The 17,376-nt window shown below is 50.5% G+C and carries 14 protein-coding genes and 2 tRNA genes; 7 read left to right on the forward strand and 9 right to left on the reverse strand.

Annotated features, from left to right (window positions below; all coding sequences use genetic code 11):
• Positions 1-233: 233 nt before the first annotated feature.
• The 4 genes from I6E49_RS01980 (at position 234) to I6E49_RS01995 (ending at position 4,008) form a co-directional block, all read left to right on the forward strand.
• Positions 234-1,577 (forward strand): ATP-binding protein, encoded by a 1,344-nt coding sequence (locus I6E49_RS01980; protein WP_235400149.1) that lies wholly within the window; start codon positions 234-236, stop codon positions 1,575-1,577.
• A 118-nt stretch (positions 1,578-1,695) separates the two neighbouring features.
• Positions 1,696-2,160 carry a MaoC family dehydratase gene (locus tag I6E49_RS01985; RefSeq protein WP_235400150.1) on the forward strand — a complete coding sequence of 155 codons (465 nt, stop codon included), beginning with the start codon at positions 1,696-1,698 and terminating at the stop codon, positions 2,158-2,160.
• Between the two features lie 32 nt (positions 2,161-2,192).
• Positions 2,193-3,179 (forward strand): tRNA dihydrouridine synthase DusB, encoded by a 987-nt coding sequence (dusB, locus tag I6E49_RS01990; RefSeq protein WP_235400151.1) that lies wholly within the window; start codon positions 2,193-2,195, stop codon positions 3,177-3,179.
• Between the two features lie 586 nt (positions 3,180-3,765).
• Positions 3,766-4,008 carry a hypothetical protein gene (locus I6E49_RS01995; protein WP_235400152.1) on the forward strand — a complete coding sequence of 81 codons (243 nt, stop codon included), beginning with the start codon at positions 3,766-3,768 and terminating at the stop codon, positions 4,006-4,008.
• A gap of 246 nt (positions 4,009-4,254) precedes the next feature.
• On the opposite strand, the gene I6E49_RS02000 is transcribed toward I6E49_RS01995, so the two are convergent.
• Positions 4,255-5,916 carry a nucleoside kinase gene (locus I6E49_RS02000; protein WP_235400153.1) on the reverse strand — a complete coding sequence of 554 codons (1,662 nt, stop codon included), beginning with the start codon at positions 5,914-5,916 and terminating at the stop codon, positions 4,255-4,257.
• 98 nt (positions 5,917-6,014) lie between these two features.
• Here I6E49_RS02000 and I6E49_RS02005 point away from each other — a divergent pair, with 98 nt between their 5' ends.
• Positions 6,015-7,709 carry a Na/Pi cotransporter family protein gene (locus I6E49_RS02005; protein WP_235400154.1) on the forward strand — a complete coding sequence of 565 codons (1,695 nt, stop codon included), beginning with the start codon at positions 6,015-6,017 and terminating at the stop codon, positions 7,707-7,709.
• A gap of 235 nt (positions 7,710-7,944) precedes the next feature.
• On the opposite strand, the gene I6E49_RS02010 is transcribed toward I6E49_RS02005, so the two are convergent.
• The 8 genes from I6E49_RS02010 to I6E49_RS02045 all read right to left on the reverse strand — a co-directional run bounded on the left by I6E49_RS02010 (position 7,945) and on the right by I6E49_RS02045 (position 14,173).
• Positions 7,945-8,424, reverse strand: a complete 480-nt coding sequence (locus I6E49_RS02010; RefSeq protein ID WP_235400155.1) for a regulatory protein RecX — start codon at positions 8,422-8,424, stop codon at positions 7,945-7,947.
• A 36-nt stretch (positions 8,425-8,460) separates the two neighbouring features.
• Positions 8,461-9,345: a peptide chain release factor N(5)-glutamine methyltransferase gene (prmC, locus tag I6E49_RS02015; protein ID WP_235400156.1), complete on the reverse strand. Its 885-nt coding sequence runs from the start codon at positions 9,343-9,345 to the stop codon at positions 8,461-8,463.
• A 132-nt stretch (positions 9,346-9,477) separates the two neighbouring features.
• Positions 9,478-9,563: transfer RNA gene (locus I6E49_RS02020), tRNA-Leu, on the reverse strand.
• Positions 9,564-9,584: 21 nt separating this feature from the next.
• A tRNA-Gly gene (locus tag I6E49_RS02025) sits at positions 9,585-9,657 on the reverse strand.
• Between the two features lie 160 nt (positions 9,658-9,817).
• A complete protein-coding gene (locus I6E49_RS02030) occupies positions 9,818-10,819 on the reverse strand; it encodes a DUF4369 domain-containing protein (RefSeq protein ID WP_235400157.1) in 1,002 nt (333 codons plus the stop codon).
• A gap of 184 nt (positions 10,820-11,003) precedes the next feature.
• A complete protein-coding gene (locus tag I6E49_RS02035) occupies positions 11,004-12,677 on the reverse strand; it encodes a tetratricopeptide repeat protein (RefSeq protein ID WP_235400158.1) in 1,674 nt (557 codons plus the stop codon).
• 134 nt (positions 12,678-12,811) lie between these two features.
• The gene (locus tag I6E49_RS02040; RefSeq protein ID WP_235400159.1) at positions 12,812-13,336 is read right to left on the reverse strand and encodes a nitroreductase family protein; all 525 of its coding nucleotides are present in this window, start codon (positions 13,334-13,336) and stop codon (positions 12,812-12,814) included.
• 21 nt (positions 13,337-13,357) lie between these two features.
• The gene (locus I6E49_RS02045; protein ID WP_235400160.1) at positions 13,358-14,173 is read right to left on the reverse strand and encodes an ABC transporter ATP-binding protein; all 816 of its coding nucleotides are present in this window, start codon (positions 14,171-14,173) and stop codon (positions 13,358-13,360) included.
• Between the two features lie 199 nt (positions 14,174-14,372).
• Here I6E49_RS02045 and I6E49_RS02050 point away from each other — a divergent pair, with 199 nt between their 5' ends.
• Positions 14,373-15,875: an acetyl-CoA hydrolase/transferase C-terminal domain-containing protein gene (locus I6E49_RS02050; RefSeq protein ID WP_235400161.1), complete on the forward strand. Its 1,503-nt coding sequence runs from the start codon at positions 14,373-14,375 to the stop codon at positions 15,873-15,875.
• 322 nt (positions 15,876-16,197) lie between these two features.
• Positions 16,198-17,316 carry an ATP-binding protein gene (locus I6E49_RS02055; RefSeq protein ID WP_235400162.1) on the forward strand — a complete coding sequence of 373 codons (1,119 nt, stop codon included), beginning with the start codon at positions 16,198-16,200 and terminating at the stop codon, positions 17,314-17,316.
• Positions 17,317-17,376: the final 60 nt, after the last annotated feature.

Genomic DNA, 17,376 nt, shown 5'->3' on the forward strand with positions numbered 1-17,376 from the left:
AAATGCTTATAATGCTATATCAAGTAAAAAAACTAAAAGTTTATTATAAGGCAGTTTATCACACATTGAAAACTTGTTATTTGGGTAAAAATAGTGTATCTTTGCACAAAAGTCCCTTGGAAAAGTGACGCAAACACACAAAAAGTCCCTTGAAAAAGTGGCACGAATAGGCAAAAAGTCCCTTGGAAAAGTGACACAAACAAAAGTAAATCACTCCTAAACAATTGATAGTCATGCTTAAACGTAAGATTGAGGAAGAACTCATTGCGTGGAAGAACGATTCTAATCACAAGCCTCTCGTAATAAAAGGCTGCCGACAATGTGGCAAAACTTTCATAGTACAGAAATTTGCAGAAGAGAATTATGCAAATGTTGTATATCTCAACTTTATGCAAGACTCTGATTATGCTCTTGCCTTTGAAGGGTCAAAAAGGGTTGACGACATCGTCATGAATCTATCAGCCATGATACCACAAAGCCAGTTTGTAGCCAACGAAACATGTATAATAATAGACGAGATACAAGAATGTCCTGCTGCACGTACCGCCTTGAAATTCTTCAAGATGGACGGTCGCTACGACATTATTGCCACCAGATCATTGCTTGGAGTAAAAGGATATGGCGAAAGACGAAACAGTAGTGGCAACAAAAGTTCAAAAACGTCAATCCCCGTTGGATACGAAACCATTATTGATATGTATCCTCTTGACTTTGAAGAGTTTCTTTGGGCAAATGGGATAAGCGAAGCTATAATTGGCAAACTCACAGAATGCCTTGACAGCATTCAGCCCGTACCCGAAGTTATTCATCAGAAAATGCGTCAACTCATACTGCAATACACCGTTGTAGGTGGTATGCCATCTGTAGTAAACACATTTGTCAATACCCACAACATGGGCAGAGTTCTTGCCGAACAACGAGGAATAGTTGCTGAATATGAAGAAGATATGGTGAAGTATGCCTCTGATGCTGACAAACCACGCATACGCGAATGTTTTGAATCAATACCACGTCAACTGAGCAAGGAATACAAGAAATTTCAGTATTCTACTATCCGCAAAGGTGCTAAAGCTTCACAATATACCGGCAGCATACAATGGATTGAGGATGCAGGAATTATAACCCGATGTCGAAATCTCACTATTACCGAACTACCACTCAACGGAAATGCCATCGACGACTGTTTTAAGATATATATGGCAGACACAGGATTGTTTGTATCTATGCTTGACGATGGTACGCAGTTTGATATTATGCAAGGCAACCTGCATGCCTACAAGGGAGCCATATTCGAGAATCTTGTGGCTGATATCTTCACCAAAATGAAACGCCGATTGTACTATTTCCGTAAGAATTCGGGATTGGAGGTAGACTTTGTCACAAGATACAAAGGCGAATGCGTACTTGTGGAAGTGAAGGCTAAAGACGGAAACATCAAAAGCTCAAAGACTATACTCTCACACCCCGAGAAATACCACGTAAACCATGCCATTAAACTTGGCGACCTTAACGTAGGCAGCAGCGGACAATTCCTTACGCTACCTCTATATATGACATTCTTGCTACGACAATTATAAAACGTAAAAAGCAATAGACCGGTTTCCTTGATTGGAACCGGTCTTTTTTTTGCTATTATAGCATAAAAGTCTTACCTTTGCATAAAATATACGCATAAAAACAATAATAAATACAACTATGAGCAAAGTTATCATCAACAGCTATCATGAGTTTGCCGCGTTGCTCGGCAAGAACATCGGAGTATCCGACTATGTAGAACTCTCGCAGGAGCGCATCAACATGTTTGCCGATGCCACACTCGACCATCAGTGGATTCACGTTGACACAGAGCGTGCCGCAGTAGAAAGCCCGTTCAAGTCGACCATCGCTCACGGCTATCTCACACTCTCAATGCTGCCATGCCTGTGGAACCAGATTATCGAGGTGAAGAATCTCAAGATGATGGTCAACTACGGTATGGACAAGATGAAGTTCGGCCAGGCTGTAAAGTCGGGCGAGCACGTACGCCTCGTTGCCGACCTCTACTCTATCGAGAACCTACGCGGCATTGCCAAGGTACAGATCAAGTTTGCCATCGAGATAAAGGAGTCGCCCAAGAAGGCACTCACCGGCATCGCAACATTCCTCTACTACTTCGAGTAAGTGCCACCGACAACCAATCGAAAGTCTGCTAAATGAAGATAGGCAACATAGAGTTCGGACCACGTCCGCTGTTTCTCGCACCGATGGAGGATGTCACCGACATAGGCTTCCGCCATCTGTGCAAGCGCTTCGGAGCATCAATGGTATACACCGAGTTTGTCAGTGCCGAGGCACTGGTGCGCTCGGTCAACGCCACCCTGCGCAAGCTGCACATTAGCGATGAGGAACGCCCCGTGGGCATTCAGATATACGGACGCGACGTAGAATCGATGGTCGAAGCGGCACGCATCGTTGAGGAAGTGCATCCTGACGTCATCGACATCAACTTCGGCTGCCCCGTAAAGAAGGTGGCTGGCAAGGGTGCCGGTGCCGGAATGCTGCAGAACATACCGCTTCTGCTCGACATAACACGCAATGTGGTGAAGGCTGTCAACACGCCCGTCACCGTGAAAACGCGTCTGGGATGGAACTCAGACAATCTGGTCATCACCGATCTGGCAGAGGCTCTGCAAGACTGCGGCATACAGGCGCTCACCATTCACGGCAGAACACGCGCCCAGATGTACACGGGCGAAGCCGACTGGACGCTGATAGGCGAGGTGAAGCGCAATCCGCGCATCCACATACCCATCATCGGCAACGGCGACATCTGCACTCCCGAGCAGGCACGCGACGCCTTCGACCGCTACGGCGTTGATGCCGTGATGGTGGGACGCGCCACCTTCGGCCGCCCATGGATATTCAAGGAGATGCGCGACCTGCTCGACGGCCGTCCCGAAGACACGTCGCTCACCTTCGACCGCAAGCTCGACATCCTGCTCGAACAGCTACGCATCAACGTAGAACGCATTGACGAATACCGCGGCATTCTGCACACACGCCGCCACATTGCTGCCTCGCCCATATTCAAGGGCATCCCCGACTTCCGCCAGACACGCATAGCTATGCTGCGAGCTACAACGGTTGAGGAACTGACTGGAATAATGGAAGAAGTAAGAGAGAAGCTGAATGCTCACTAATTAATCACAAACATTCATGGATAATTCATGACTATTCGTGACTATAAAGAAAGTTGTGTGCCGATGCAAATATCGTACAGGCAGTAAAAAAGTGTTACAAACGAAAAATTGATTCTGGAGATTTCAAACGCAGATTTTATCGGTTTTTGAAGGGTCAGAAACACTCCTGCTCGCCATTTGTAGTCGTTTTGCAGTGCAAAAGGACTACATTTTAAGGGTAAATGTACTACAGTTGCAGTGCAAAACGACTACAGCTGGAAGGTAAAAGGGCTACATTTTCATGAAAATGTAGCCCTTTTTGCGTATCAGCACATTGTGCATCTTCTCACCACACCACTTAAACCGCTGACAATGAGCAACATAACACGAATCTCTCAAAACTCAAGAATTTCGAGCCAAAGATTTCTTAGCGCGCTCAACTCACAGTTTTGAGCTATAAAAAATGCAAATATTGTTGTGAAAATGGTCAAGAAACATGTATTTTAACCCACGATTTTATTAACTTTGTATCAGTTAATGAATTCTTATTAGCATTACAGATAAAATGAAGGGGAAATTACTAACAATCATATTATTCTTGATATTTATGCTTCCAGTTGGCATGGCAGACAACAGCGACGACCCTTCTTATCCTCCAGGAAAGGCGCAGGACGTGCTCGACTTCACCTATGCTGGAGGCATTTATCCCAAATCGGTCATTAGGATTTCTCTGTGTCGTACGGCAAAGAGAAATCCTAATGACCGATTTGGGTTTAACGCCCTCACTCACCGGAATCATGGAGCAAGTGAGAAGAGAACGAGGCTCGCAGATGTAATGGTGAGATGGTGATGTTGTTCTTTTTTTATACCTTATTATATTGTTTTCCATTGCAAGTTCCCTCAGAAAAGTGTATTTTTGCATCGTATGCATCTATTAGTGGGCGTTTGACTAATTGGAACCTTCACACTTATCATTTCCAAAAGGACTCGTTTTGTTTTAACGGTTCTACACACAATAATGTATTACTTGCACTACTGTACGTAGTCGGTACATTTCACTCCCCTCCCTACGGGGGAGGGGCTGGGGGTGGGGCTTTTAATACGAGAACGAGCTGCCTCCTATGAACTCACGCAGGAGTGATGTCGGTGGCAGAACGCCGTGGTCGATGGGCAGGAAGTAGCTGAGGAACTTGCGCAGACGGTAAGCCTCGGCATACTCTTCGCAGTTCTCGGGCACCTGTTCGAGCAGCGGTTCGGCTTGGGTCTTGATGGCAGCCAACTCGTATATCATGGCAGTATTGAACATTTCGTCGGCATTTTCCTGGAACGGGAATATCCATTTGTTCTCGCCTCGGCGCACGCTGGGCCAACGGCGTATGGTGTCGCGGGCTGAACATCCACGCTGCTTGTAGTCGCGTATGATGCGGCGCAGCAAGCGGTTGTCGGTGGTGGGGATGTAGTTGTGGTCGTCGAGGAGAATGGTGGTGAGTGCCGATGCGTACACCCGATATTTGAATTCTTCGGGTATCTGCGACGTCAGTTCGGGATTGAGGGCGTGGATGCCTTCTATCACGAGCACATCGCCAGCACGCATGCGCATCTTCTTACCGCTCGGCACGCTGCGACCCTTGATGAAGTCGTACTTGGGCAGCTCCACTTCCTCGCCGTTGAATAGCTGCATGAGCTGCTTGTTGAGCAGAGGCAGGTTGAGGGCGTGCAGCGATTCGAAGTCGTAATCGCCGTTCTCGTCCTTCGGAGTCAGCTCGCGGTCGACGAAGTAGTCGTCGAGCGATACGGGCACGGGGCGTATGCCGTTGCAAAGGAGCTGTATGCTCAGTCGCTTGCACGATGTAGTCTTGCCCGAACTTGAGGGTCCGGCTATGAGCACCATCTTAACGGTCTTCTTGTTGGCGATATTCTCGGCAATGTGCGCTATTTTCTTTTCCTGCAGCGCCTCCGACACGTTGATTATCTCGGTGGCGTATCCCTCGCGCACAGCCTCGTTGAATGTGCCGACGGTAGACATTCCCAGAAGGTTCTGCCAGCGGTGGTGCTCCTGGAATATTTCAAACATCTTGTCCTGGCGTATGAGTGCGCCAAGCTCCGAAGGGTTGCTCATCGAGGGGATGCGCAGAAGCAGTCCGTCGTAGTATTTCTCCAGTCCGAAGAGCGTGAGCTGCGCCGTATTGGTGAGCATCGAACCGTAATAGTAGTCGACAAAGCCGTTGATGTCATAATATAATGTATAGAGTCGGCCCGTAGTGCGCAGCAGCAGCGCCTTGTCGTGATAGCCCATATCCTCGAAACGTGCTATAGCCTCGTCGGTAGGCACTTCGTGTCGGCGTATGGGTATGGCACGGTCGATGATGGTCTGCATCCCGTTGCGCACAGCCGTAGCGTCGGCTTCGGTGACGGGACGGCCTATGTTGAGGTCGCAATAGAAACCATTGGATACCGGAATGTCGATACGCACAGTTGTGCCGGGATACAAATCCTGCACCGCCTTGCACAGCACGAAGAATAGAGTGCGTGTATAGGCTCGCAATCCGGATGGCGACGAGATGTCGAGATACTCTATGTCCTTGGCGTTATATACGCGATAATGCAAGCCTTCAACCTTATTATTCACCTTGGCGCATACGGGCGGATAGGGCAAAGTCAAATTTAATTGCTTGAAAATGTCAGAAAGTGTGGTTCCGGCTTCAACTTTCAGACTTTTTTTATTATTTTTGCAACGGATTTGTATCAACTGTTTCATTTCGGTTACATGTTTAATGGTTAATACTTGATGTGCAACAAAGATACTCCGTTTTCGACACAATGCGCAACACCGCCACATAAATTATATTAAAATATATGTCGATTTGGATTTTTTTTAAGATTATCGGATCATTAGCTCTGCTCATTTACGGCATGAAAGTGATGAGCGAGGCACTCCAGAAGATGGCTGGCTCGCAGCTGCGCCATATCCTTGGAGCAATGACTACCAACCGCTTCACCGGTCTGCTGACCGGTATGTTCGTAACAACCTCGGTGCAGTCGTCTACTGCCACGACGGTGATGACAGTATCGTTCGTAAACGCCGGACTGCTCACACTGGCACAGGCCATCTCCGTTATCATGGGAGCCAACATCGGCACCACGTTCACGGCATGGATCATGACGCTTGGTTTCTCGTTCAACATGGCCAACGTCGTGTTCCCGGTGTTCTTCATCGCGTTGCTGCTCATCTATCGCAAGAAGCACCGCTACATCGGCGATTTCCTCTTCGGTGTCGCATTTATGTTCTTCGCCATATCCACTCTGGGCGCTACCGGCAAGGAAATGGACCTCAGTCATAACCAGATGGTTATCGACTTTTTCTCATCTTTCGACAAAGACAGCTATTTTACAATATTCTCGTTCCTGCTCATTGGCACGGTGCTGACGTTCTGTATGCAGTCGTCGGCAGCCCTTATGGCCATCACTATGGTGCTGTGTTCGAGTGGCGTGCTGCCTATTTATATGGGTATCGCGCTTGTGCTGGGTGAGAATATAGGCACTACCATCACTTCGAACATCGCCGCCATGGGTGCCAACACGCAGGCTCGTCGTGCAGCCTTGGCTCACCTGACGTTCAACGTGTTTGGTGTGATTTGGGTGCTCTGCATATTCTATCCGTTCATCGACATGGTTTGCGAATTTGTGGGAGTCAACCCACATGCCGACCACATCGACGCCACACGCCTCTCGGTAGTGCTTGCTGCATTCCATACTACCTTCAACGTGTGCAACACAACGGTGCTGATATGGCTCATTCCGCAGATGGAGCGCTTCGTATGCTACGTTATCAAGCCTTCGATGAAGAAGGACGAGGACGACTTCCGCCTGCGCTACATAGGTGGCACAGCTATCATGAAGACTCCTGAACTCTCGGTGCTCGAGGCACAGAAGGAGATTCAGTCGTTTGCAGAGCGTATCCAGCGCATGTTCGGAATGGTACGCGAGCTGCTCGGCGTGAAGGACGACACCAAGTTCAACAAGATTTTCTCTCGTATTGAGAAGTATGAGAGCATCTCGGACAACATGGAGATTGAGATAGCCAACTATCTCGACAACGTCAGCGACGCTCATCTCTCGGACGATACAAAGGCTAAGATACGCGCCATGCTGCGCGAGATCTCGGAGATTGAGTCTATCGGCGACTCGTGCTACAACATCGCACGCACCATGAGCCGCAAGCTGAAGGGCAAGGAAGACTTTACTGAGCAGCAGTATGAGCACCTGCACCAGATGTTTGAGCTGACCGACGACTCGCTGACTCAGATGAACGTGATGCTGACCGGCCGCCGCGACTCGCTCGACATCAACCGCTCATTCAACGTTGAGAACGAAATCAACAACTATCGCAACCAGTTGCGCTCGCAGAATATCAATGATGTCAATGACCATAAGTACACTTATGCCATCGGTACTATGTACATGGACATCGTGAGCGAATGCGAGAAGCTCGGCGACTATGTTATCAATGTCGTTGAAGCACGCATGGGCACTCGCCAGCGCGAAGCGTAAGCAAGGCTCGCGCTGCGAGCTTTGCTCGGTTGAGATGTTGCCCGGTTGTGATGTTGTGATTACTTAAGCATACAAAAAAGCGCCCTGTAATGGCAAAAGCATTAATTGTTCAGCTTCTGTCATTACAGGGCGCATTGTTTAATGTACCTTTAACCCCATCCTTGCCAGCTTCGTCTTAAGCCGACAAATCATATCACTCCCCTCCCTACGGGGGAGGGGTTGGGGGTAGGGCTTTTTATTCATCAGGCATGTCAACACACTTCCTGATGATATCCATGTCAAATCCGCGTCCCATGGCAAACCTTATGAGTTTGCAGTTGAGTTCGTAATCGCTGTCAGCCTTCACTGTCCGGCGCTTGGCAGCAATCAATTGGCGCAGTATTTCGATGTAGTCGTCGGCAGGAACGGCATCGAGCACACGCTGGCTGATGTCCGACGCCACACCTTTCTTATATAAAGCCTGCTCTATCTTGCGTCGTCCCCAACGGTCGAAGCGTATCTTGTCGCGCACGAAGAAGCGCGCAAAGCGCTCGTCATCGACAAAACGCTCGTCGATAAGGCGGTCGAGTATGCGCTCGGCTACATCGCTTGGCAACATCCAGCGGCGCATCTTGTCCTTCATTTCGCCCGACGAATGCTCGGCTTGCGAGCATAGAGCCGACAGCTTGAGCAGTGCTTCCTGCTCGGTGATTTGTTTCTTTGGCTTTGCAAACATATCGTTATTGTCAGTTGTTATTATTCGCCCCACTTGCTATTTCCTCTTGCCTACAGCAAAGCGTGGTTTGCCGAAGCAGTCGTCATAAACCTGCGTTGCAGTCATACCTTCATCTGCCATCATGCGAGCCGTGTCGCCTGCATAAAGCGTATTACACTCAAACAGCAGACGACCTCCCTCGTTGAGCGAGCCTACGGCATAGCGTGTGATGGCACGATAGAACAGCAATGGGTCGGTGTCGGGCACGAATAGTGCTGTGGAAGGCTCATGTTCGAGCACATTGCGAGCCATATCGGTGCGCTCCCGTTCACAAATATACGGTGGATTGCTTACTATCACGTCCCAAAGGGGGCTGTCTGGCACGACACTATTGTCGTTTGGCGTGGTGCTTAGGACATTAGGCGTGATGTTGAGGGCATCCTGCTGGCGCCAAACAACGTCGAGCCCGAGGCTGCGGGCATTGTCGGCGGCTATTGACAGGGCCTCTGTAGAAATGTCCCAAGCCTCAACGTAAGTCTCAGGCAAGCGTTGCTTGATGCTGAGGGCAATGCATCCGCTGCCCGTACCGATGTCAAGAATGCGCAAGGGGCGGTCGTTTGAGGGGGCAGGGTGGGCACAGATGTTGTCGACAAGCCATTCAGTTTCGGGCCGGGGAATAAGAACGCCACTACGGACATTGAACTTCAGACCTCCAAACCAAGCCCATCCCAGCACATACTGTATCGGTTCGCCCTGCTCCAGGCGCTTCACGGCAGCCTCAATCCATTGCTTGTCGGCATCAGGCAGAGCCTCGACACCACCGCAGATGATGTCGGCAAACGAGAGGCTGAACTTCTCCTCAACGAGCATACGGGCAACAGCCCTCGCCTCGCGCTGGTCGTACACACCGGCAAGCCGGCGCCAAATGTCGTCGTATGTCATAAGTATTGCATCTTCAGAAGTGTATTATTATATAGTAATGTATATAAAAGTATGTAGCGTTTTATATAAAAGCAAAAGGTGAACATCCGTCTGGAATGCCCACCTTATATCGTTGTTAGTATATTCTCTTTGTGCCGCGAGCGGGACTCGAACCCGCACAGCCATTACTGGCCAAGGGATTTTAAGTCCCTCGTGTCTACCAATTCCACCATTGCGGCGACCTGTGTGTCCCTTTATTGAGCGGCAAACGAGACTTGAACTCGCGACCCCAACCTTGGCAAGGTTGTGCTCTACCAACTGAGCTATTGCCGCATAGCGCTCTTTTCAGCGAGTGCAAAGGTATAAAAAATATTTAGAATATACCGTGTTGTGAGCAAAAAAGTTATCGCAGAGCATCAAAAAAGTTGCCACAGAGCAGAAAAACTTTATCGCAGAGCACCAAAAAAAGTTGTTTTCGTGGACTACGTATGCCTTACTTATCCAATTTGTTGAGCTCGTCAATGAGGTTTGACATAGTGAGCGAGCGTTCCTTTATGCGTCCGTTCACAATCAGAATGTTGTCGGGCAGCGCCACCATAGCCAGCTGATTGTAGGCAGTTCCGTCCACCATTTTGTCATCGCAGATGATGGTGGCATCGGTTATGTCGTTGCTCTTTAGCGTTGAGCGGCACTTATAGAGCGACGGATCGAGGCAGATGCCTATCACCAACATGCGTCCTTCGGATGATTTGGCACGCTGAGACATCTGTCGGAGCATACTGAGCGAAGTGTAGTTCCACGTCGACCATGCCATGACTACGGTGATGGGAGTCTTCTTGAGCGTAGCAGTTGTTACGGCTTTGCCGTTGATATCGCGTGCATTGAGTTTTGGCAGTGCTCCTCCTGCGTCCTGAACGCGTCCCTTAATCATGGTTTTCAACTGTCCGACGTATCCGTTGTCGGGTTGTTTGGCTGATATATCCTTAAGCAGTTTTGAAGCTACGGCGAAATTGGGCGTTGGCGTTTCGATGAAGTATCGGCGCACGAGATAGGTTGCCACGATGCTCTCGGGATGATCCGTGACAAACTGTTGTGCAGCCTTCAGCGCCTCGGGAGGCGAAGCTGAGTGTATCTGCTCGCGAAACTTATTCATCAATTCGTTGTCCTTGGTGCCCTTGACGGTCATCTCCTTCAGGTGCGAAGCGTCACCCTTGATGTCCACACTCTTTCCAGGCTGTGCAAAGACGGGCTGCTCGGTATAGTTAGGAAATACTATTACGAGTGTCTTCGGTGCGTCGCACTCGGTGATATACGAGAATCGTCCTGCCTGCACCTTTATCGTATCGAGTCCGCGCATGGCTCCATCGGGGCTGTATACGTAGAATTCGCCCTGGTTGAGATTGAGCAATCGACCCTCAAGTTTGAAGTGCCGGCTGTCGGTTCCGCACGATGCGAGCGTCAGAATAGCGAGAATAAGGATATATAAGTGTTTCATTCTGTATATAAAAGAAGGAAGCCCCACCCCCGACCTCTCCCCCGTAGGGAGGGGAGTGATATGCCTTATTACTTGTATTTTGCCAAACTTGCTTCCTTAAATTGGATGCTTGTGGCAGTAATTGCATACTACTCCCCTCCCTATTGGGGAGGGGCCGGGTGTAGGGCTTTGTTTTATTGTATGATTACTTCAGAAGCTTCAGCTCCAGGTCGTTGTCGGCATACTCCTTGAGAGAAGCGTCCTTCTGGAGAGCCTCCTTTAGATAAGAAGCAGCAGCGAACTTGTTGCCACGGCGGGCTGCAGCGATAGCGTGCAGATAGTCGGTCATGGCGTTGGGGTTCTCTACCTTGTCAAGAGTCTTGGCAGCGGCTGCATAGTTCTTGTTAAGGATCTGTGCCAGAGCAGCAGTGTTGCTTGCTGTCTTGCCGAAGTCGCTTTCAGCCTGGGCGTAGTTGCCCTTAGCGATGTTGAGAGCGCCAAGAGCTGCCTTCACGTTCTCAGAGTTTGCACCCTTAGAGATAGCGCGCTCAGCGTCCTGAACGTTGCCGTTGATGAGCGAGATAAGGCCGAGGTTGGCCTGAGCCTCAGGAGTATCGCTGCCCAGCTGAGCTGCCTTGGCAGCATACTTCTGTGCCGACTCCTTGTCGCCCTTGGCAAGAGCCAGAGCTGCGAGGTTGTTGTATGCGCGGTAATCGTTAGGATAAGTCTCGACAGTCTTCTTGTAGATTTCCTCCTGCTTGGCTGGAGTCTCGTCGAGAGTAGCCGAATAAAGCAGCTCGTCGGCGCTCAGCTTAGATGCGTCGTTCTTGTACTGCTCCTTGATCTGTTCGTCCGAACGGCCGATTGTCTCATAGTTGATGATGAGGCGTGAGCGGCGGAGTTCGGGCAGAATACCGTTGGCAAGCTCCTGGAAACCGGCCGACATATTGCGGATCTGCTGCTCGCGTTCCTGCGGATCCTGATACATTGAGAGCACGCGGAGGATTACGTCCTTGTCCTGGAGGTTGCTTGCTGCAACGAGCTTCTGGAAGCCTTCCCAGTCCTGAGCGGTGTAGTGTGCGTCGAGTGCAGCGTCTACCTTGGTCTTCTTCAGAGTGTTCTTAACGTACTTCTCCGACTGGTTCTTACGCTGGCCAGCCAACTTGTCGTTGAACTTAACACCACCCTCAGGTGAAGCGTAAGCCTGGATTTCTACGTTCTGGATGTTCAAGCCCTCGCGGTCGGCGTTGATCTTCTTGAGCATTTCGATAAACTCCTTGATAGAGTTGTTCTTGAGTTCGCTCTTGCGGATGTTGGCCTGATTGATGAGGAACTTGATGTTGGCCTCCTGCTTCTTCTCGTTCACGCGCTGGAATGTGTCGGGAGCGATGATACCGTTCTCCGAAGCCAGTGTGCGGCGATAGAGTTCAGATGTAGCGATAACGCCGTCAGCCACCTTGACAGCCGGAACGTTGTATGTCTTCTTGCCCTTGCGAGCGTCGAAAGTGAGGTACATGTCGCTCTTCTGCATCTCGGGAACATAGTCGAAAGATGTCTTCATTGTGTAGCGACCGCCCACCTTGTATGATATAGTCTGGTCGTTGCCCATAACCTTTTCGCCCTGGAATGTGGCGCTCTGGCCCTTGGCTACCTGGCCGTTGGCGTAGCGCAACTCGGGAGTTACGGTCACTACTGCCTTCTTCTTCATGTATTTTTCGGGGAATGTGCCGTTAACAGTAGCAGCCACCTTGCCACCCTGCGACTCGAGCGGGTTGGGTGTAACGGTGAAGTTGTCAGCCGAGAGCGGTCCCATCTTCGAGCATGATGCCATGAACAGCACTGAGGCTGCCGACAGGAGTAAATAGTTTCTCTTTTTCATGTTTTTAATAAAAGTTGTTATTGTTATTGATTGTTGTTTCAAGCCACTGACTTAAGGAACTACAAAGTTAGTCATCTATTCTTGAAGCGACCGCAAACCTACCATTAATTTAGGTTTAATTAACCCCCACGGAGCTATTTTATCACCTTCATCCAGTCTTCCTTGCGTGGTTTGGCTTCTCTCGGCTCGCGCGAGGGATAGCCCAGCGAGAGTGCTCCTATGCCGATACGGTCGGATGCGATGCCCATCTCCTTCATCAGCTTCTTGCCCTCTTCGGTCTGGAACATCTGATATTCGCGGTTGATCCAGCAAGTGCCCAGTCCCACAGCGTGTGCTGCGAGCATCATATTCTGGAGCACGCACGATCCGTCTTGAAAGGCGTTGGGATTGTCTTTGGATGCAAACACGAGCAGATAGGTAGGAGCGTCGTAGTAGGGATTGCTGTCCACGCCCATAATCTTGGCGTTGAGGGCCGCCAGACGTTGCTTGAGTGCAGGGTTCTGCACAGCCACAATCTGCGGATCCTGCGTTCCGTGGCCCGTCGGTGCGTATGTTCCTGCCTCCATAACGGTATGTAGCAGCTGGTCGTCTACCTGCTCGTCGCGATAGTGGCGGCACGAGCGGCGTGTCTTGATGATTTGCATGAAGTTGTTTTCCATAATTCTGTATTTTTATCTGTTTTAATATTCTGTATTGATAGTGAGTTGCAGCGACTGGCGGTCGAGCCTTACGTCGTGTCTGCCGATATACCGTTGGATGTCGCCGCTATCTGCCAGCTCATGCGGAGTGCCCTGGGCGATGACTCCATCGGCAAGAATCCACATACGGTCGGCGGTGCGCAGAGCCGCCTCAAGGTCGTGTGTCGCCATGAGTATGGTCTTGCCCTGCTCGTGGGCGAGTCGGCGCAGGAGCTGCATCAGTTCCACCTTGCCCGTGAAGTCGAGAAAAGCCGTCGGCTCGTCCAATAATATATAAGGTGTCTGCTGCGCCAGTGTCTTGGCTATCATAGTCTTCTGACACTCGCCGTCGCTAAGGCTGCACACGCGTCTGTGGCTCATGTGGCTGATGCCGACGCTCTGCATAGCCTCGTCGACAATCCTATGGTCGGCATCACTGAGCCTGCCCCAGAACCCCGTGTAGGGCGCTCTGCCCATCGCCACCACCTCGCCGACGGTGATATTGGACGCATCGGGGCGCGACGTGAGCACTACGCCGAGCGTGCGTGCCAACTGCAAGGCGCTGAATGCGGCTGTATCCACGCCACCCAGCTCTACCCTCCCGCCCAAATTGGGCTGCAGCCTTGCCACGGTGCGCAGCAATGTCGACTTGCCCGAACCGTTGCGGCCTATCAAGCAGGTGAGCGTGCCACCCTCGGCATGCGCCGTCAGCCGCTCAGCCACTACGTGTCGTCTGTGGCGCGATACGTAGCCTATGTCCAGCCCTTCTACAGCTACATAATTAGAGCGTAACGACGGTGTGGGAGTATTTATTTGCATATTCATACGTATTTATTACCAAAACGACAGCCCTTGTATAAATATTTATACATTTTGTTTGTATATACGCATAATTATACAACATTATGTGTACCTTTGCCGTCGGTTTAATGCTGCAAAATTACAAAAGCAACTCCAAAGGACAAAGAATACACACATTATTTTATATATAAATAAACATACATCTAACAATCAGGATATGGCATACAGAAAGATTACGGCTGCCGAAGGGGCGGCAATGATAAACGACGGCGACAACATAGGGTTCAGCGGATTTACGCCCAACGGCGTGCCCAAGGCAGTGATACGCGAGCTGTCGCAGCGTGCCGTGCGCGAACATGAGGCCGGTCGCCCGTTCAAGGTGGGCATCATCACCGGTGCATCGTCGTGCCAGAGTCTGGAGGGCGACTTCGCCAACGCCCAGGCCATCAAGTTCCGCGCCCCATTCTCTACCAATGCCGACTTCCGCCGTCACGCCAACATGGGCGAGATAGACTACGAGGACATGCACCTGGGACACATGGCAGAGCGTCTGCGCCGCGGATTCTACGGCACTATCGACTGGGCCATCATCGAGGTGTCTGCCATTGAGGAGGTGGGCGGACGCATGCGCATATTCCTGACATCGGCCGACGGCATCGTGCCTACTATCGTCCGGATAGCCAAACGCGTAATTCTTGAGCTCAACACATTCCACGACCCGCGCGTGCGCCACCTGCATGACGAATACGAATGTGCCGAATATCCCAACCGCCAGCCCATCCCGCTCGTCACGGTGGGCGGACGCATAGGCAAGGAGTATCTCGAACTCGACCCGCAGAAGCTCGTGGGCGTGGTGGAATGCTGCATCCCGGAGGAGGCACGCTCGTTCAAGGCGCTCACGCCCGAGACCGAAGCCATCGGCAACCACGTTGTCGACTTCTTCCTGAGCGACATCCGCAAGGGCCACATCCCGCCCACTATGTTCCCCATACAGAGCGGTGTGGGCGTCACGGGCAACGCCGTGATGCAGGCCATCGGCAAGAACGCACAGCTGCCCCGGCTCGAAGTGTTCAGCGAAGTGGTGCAGGACGCCATCATCGACATGATGCTTGAGGACAAGATAGCACACGCCTCGGTGGCTGCCATGACCGTAAGCAACGAGTGTCTGCGCCGTGTCTACGACAACATCGACTACTTCCGCTCGCGCATAACGCTGCGTCCGAGCGAGCTGAGCAACTCTGCCGAACTGATACACCGCTTCGGAGTGATAGCAATGAACACGGCTCTGGAGTGCGACATATACGGCAACGAGAACTCATCGCACGTGTGCGGCTCGAAACTGATGAACGGCATCGGCGGCTCGTGCGACTACGAGCGCAACGGATCAATCAGTATATTCTACACTCCGTCTACAGCCAAGAACGGATGTATAAGCGCTATCGTGCCACAGTGCTGCCATATCGACTCGACCGAGCACGATGTGGACATCATCATAACCGAGCAGGGCATTGCCGACCTGCGCGGAAAGGGCCCGGCACGTCGCGCCGAAGAGATAATAAACAACTGCGCCCACCCCGACTATCGTCCGCTGCTGCGCGACTATCAGCGCATTGCGTCGCAAGGACACGAGCCTTGCGCCCTGCGTGCAGCCTTCGCCTTCCACGACACTCTTACAAAGAAGGGCGACATGCGACTCACCGATTTCGGCGAATACATGTAATGGGCGTCAAACGGCTGTAATGGCATAAAATCCAGGCCGTTGTAGTATGCAATTTCAAATGTAGTCCTTTTAGCTTGCAAAACGAGTCCTTTTTTTTGAGGGAAGGGCAAATAACACTACATCAGCCTGCACAAAGCACCATACCAGCCTGCACAAAACGCCCCTCTACGGCACCCCAATTCCATAAATATTCAAATATTCTTGGATTCAATTCCACAAATATTCAAATATTTAAGGAATCAATTCCATAAATATTTAAAGATTCTTGGATTTCGCAATAATTATTCGTATATTTGCACAAACCTCAAAAGCATGTAAGTATATGATAACAAGAACATTAGAAACACTGATACGCGAACGCACGGGCAAGGGGAAAGCCATAATCGTTTTCGGTGCACGACAGGTGGGCAAGACAACCCTACTGCGACAGATAGCCGACAGCAACGAGACGCTATGGCTCAATGGCGACGAGCCCGACGTGAGAGCACTGTTCGACAACGCATCGTCAACACGCCTGAAAGCCATTATCGGACCCCAACAAAACATCGTTATCGACGAGGCGCAACGCATACCCAATATAGGCATATCACTCAAACTAATAATCGACAACAACCCCGACGTGCAGGTATTTGCCACTGGCAGCTCGTCGTTCGACCTTGCCAACGTAATAAACGAACCGCTCACCGGACGCAAATACGAGTTACAGATGTATCCACTGTCATTCGGCGAACTGGCAGCACACAACGGACTGCTCGACGAAAAGCGCATGCTGCCACAACGACTGGTGTACGGAAGCTATCCCGACGTAGTAAACCACTGCGGAGAGGAGCGAGAAGTACTGCAAGAACTTGCCAACAGCTATCTGTATAAGGACATACTGATGTTTGACAGAGTGAAGAAAAGCGAGAAAATCGTAAAACTATTACAGGCCATAGCCTTTCAGATAGGCTCGGAGGTATCGTACAACGAACTGGCACAGCTGTGCGGACTCGACCCCAAAACCGTCGACTCATACATACAATTGCTCGAAAAGGCGTTCATAATATTCCGTCTGCCATCGTTCAGCCGCAATCTGCGCAACGAACTGAAGTTCGCCAAGAAGATATACTTCTGGGACTGTGGCATACGCAATGCAGTAATAGGCAACTTCCTGCAAGCCGAAACAAGACTGGATATAGGCGCACTGTTCGAGAACTACGTAATAGCCGAACGGCTAAAGCAACAATCCTACGCACGCAGTTTTGTAAAAAGCTACTTCTGGCGTACCTCTGCCAAGCAAGAGATTGACTACGTAGAAGAGGACAACGGACAGCTGACAGCCTACGAATTCAAGTGGAATCCACGCAAGAAGGCTTCGGTGCCGCCCTCGTTCGCACGCAGTTATCCCGATGCCGAATACAATACGATAACGCGCGAAAACTATTATGAAATCCTTTTATAAATTATTAATAATGTTTCGCCGCATGAAAATCTTTGTCAAATCGTCATTTTTCAGTACTTT

The sequence above is a fragment of the Leyella stercorea genome (genome assembly GCF_021531655.1).

Coding starts and splice junctions, on each gene's coding strand:
- I6E49_RS02030 (WP_235400157.1), bottom strand. CDS start 10,819: ATGAAACACTTATATATCCTTATTCTCGCTATTCTGACGCTCGCATCG.
- I6E49_RS02035 (WP_235400158.1), bottom strand. CDS start 12,677: ATGAAAAAGAGAAACTATTTACTCCTGTCGGCAGCCTCAGTGCTGTTC.
- I6E49_RS02040 (WP_235400159.1), bottom strand. CDS start 13,336: ATGGAAAACAACTTCATGCAAATCATCAAGACACGCCGCTCGTGCCGC.
- I6E49_RS02010 (WP_235400155.1), bottom strand. CDS start 8,424: ATGTTTGCAAAGCCAAAGAAACAAATCACCGAGCAGGAAGCACTGCTC.
- I6E49_RS02000 (WP_235400153.1), bottom strand. CDS start 5,916: ATGAAACAGTTGATACAAATCCGTTGCAAAAATAATAAAAAAAGTCTG.
- I6E49_RS02045 (WP_235400160.1), bottom strand. CDS start 14,173: ATGCAAATAAATACTCCCACACCGTCGTTACGCTCTAATTATGTAGCT.
- I6E49_RS02050 (WP_235400161.1), top strand. CDS start 14,373: ATGGCATACAGAAAGATTACGGCTGCCGAAGGGGCGGCAATGATAAAC.
- I6E49_RS01985 (WP_235400150.1), top strand. CDS start 1,696: ATGAGCAAAGTTATCATCAACAGCTATCATGAGTTTGCCGCGTTGCTC.
- prmC (WP_235400156.1), bottom strand. CDS start 9,345: ATGACATACGACGACATTTGGCGCCGGCTTGCCGGTGTGTACGACCAG.
- I6E49_RS02055 (WP_235400162.1), top strand. CDS start 16,198: ATGATAACAAGAACATTAGAAACACTGATACGCGAACGCACGGGCAAG.
- I6E49_RS02005 (WP_235400154.1), top strand. CDS start 6,015: ATGTCGATTTGGATTTTTTTTAAGATTATCGGATCATTAGCTCTGCTC.
- dusB (WP_235400151.1), top strand. CDS start 2,193: ATGAAGATAGGCAACATAGAGTTCGGACCACGTCCGCTGTTTCTCGCA.
- I6E49_RS01995 (WP_235400152.1), top strand. CDS start 3,766: ATGCTTCCAGTTGGCATGGCAGACAACAGCGACGACCCTTCTTATCCT.
- I6E49_RS01980 (WP_235400149.1), top strand. CDS start 234: ATGCTTAAACGTAAGATTGAGGAAGAACTCATTGCGTGGAAGAACGAT.